At 32.5% G+C, this 1,644-nt stretch carries 1 protein-coding gene; it reads right to left on the reverse strand.

Going from position 1 to position 1,644, the window contains the following annotated elements; translation table 11 throughout:
* Positions 1–33: 33 nt before the first annotated feature.
* The gene (locus ACXAGJ_RS24570) at positions 34–1,389 is read right to left on the reverse strand and encodes an IS110 family RNA-guided transposase (protein WP_474843819.1); all 1,356 of its coding nucleotides are present in this window, start codon (positions 1,387–1,389) and stop codon (positions 34–36) included.
* Positions 1,390–1,644: the final 255 nt, after the last annotated feature.

Consider the following 1,644-nt stretch of genomic DNA (forward strand, 5'->3'; position numbering starts at 1 on the left):
ATTCTGACTAACGTCAATTTATTTTGTTAAAAATCAAGGAGTTTTAAACTCAAGATCTTTGGGTTTGATATCAAATTTATCGATTTGTTTTTTAATTCTTTTGACAAGTCCAAGCTTTCTTTTCTGATCTAGGTATAGATATCCTTCTGGATTTTGATACTGTTTAGCCTTGACAATCATATTCCAGATGATTATAGCAAGTTTTCTGGCGGTTGCTGTAATAGCCGATACTCGTCCTTTTCTAAAATTTATTCTATGAAAAAAATCTCTAAGTGGGGTACTGTCTTTTAAGTTCCCAATAGCATTTGCGGCATTTCGTAGTGCAATTTTTAAACGACTACTTCCTTTTCCAATTTTATTGGATAATACTTTGCCACCACTCACTTTGTTATTAGGAGCTAACCTTAACCAAGAAGTAAAGTGCTTAGCTGTTTTAAATTTATGTATTCCATCAAAGCCAATTTCACTCATTATGGTAAGTACTGTATTATAGCTCATTCCTTCTATGGCTAATAAATCTATCCCTTTAAACATCTGATAAGATTTCAGGTTGATATCAATATTTTTAGGAGTGTTTTTATTGACTCTTTTATGTTTTTTCTTGTCAATATGATGCTCTTTTTTCTCAGGGTCTTTTCCAATAATATCATCTATTTTTAGGGCTATTTGATCATCACATTTTCTGATTTTTTCTTGTAGGTAGTTATATGCATCTAATTCATCATTTAATGCATATAGATAATCATTTCTTCCATTTGTGTGTAAAGCTTTAGCTATTTCTTCTTCACTTTTTCTACAATTATAATGTCTTAAACTAGCAAGTTTTTTAGGATCTATTTCTCCCAAACAAATAGCTGTAATGATTTTCAATCCTGTAAGTCCTACAATATCGTTCACAACGACATCTAGTCTTATATTCATAAGTCTTAGATATTTCTGCATTTTTTTTGATGTAGAAGCCGCTTGTTGGATTAGATTTAAACGATGCCTAGTAAAAGTCCTTAATATTTCAGTATCCTCATCAGGCAAAAAACTAGAAGAAAGTAACCCCAATGCATGTAATTTTTGTATCCATTGGCAATCAATTACATCGGTTTTTTTTCCTTTTATATTTTTGGTAAACTTTCCATTACAAAGAGTAACTTCAAAACCCTTAGCAATTAAAATAGCGTGTAAGTTTTGCCAATAATTACCTGTACTTTCCATAGCTACTGAAGTAATCTTATGTTCACTAAGCCAATCAGCGAGAGCATATAAATCTTCATTATATACCCCAAATTCTTTGATGTCAGATTTATTTTGACCGACGGCTACCCAATGACTACGGCTACCAATATCAATACCAGCTGCATTTTTGTTTACAATTTCTAAGGTCATTTGTTGTTCCATAACTCATGATTTTAAAAGCTCTAAGTAAATGTGCTTTAGGCAAAAAGAAATATTCTGAACGGGGTTGCCAAAAAATGACACCGCCAATGTACTAAATGGCAAACATTTCAACCAGGATTGCGCACGTGCTTGAACAAAGCAGCAACACTTTAAAAAACGGCCTTGCAAAGAGCTTAAATTATTTGGGGTGCAAAATACAATTTCGTTAGCATAGTACTAACAGGTTTTGAGAGCTATGAGGGATTGCTCACAACG

The organism is Aquimarina sp. AWH4_224 (genome assembly GCF_056160245.1).

Coding starts and splice junctions, on each gene's coding strand:
- ACXAGJ_RS24570 (WP_474843819.1), bottom strand. CDS start 1,389: ATGGAACAACAAATGACCTTAGAAATTGTAAACAAAAATGCAGCTGGT.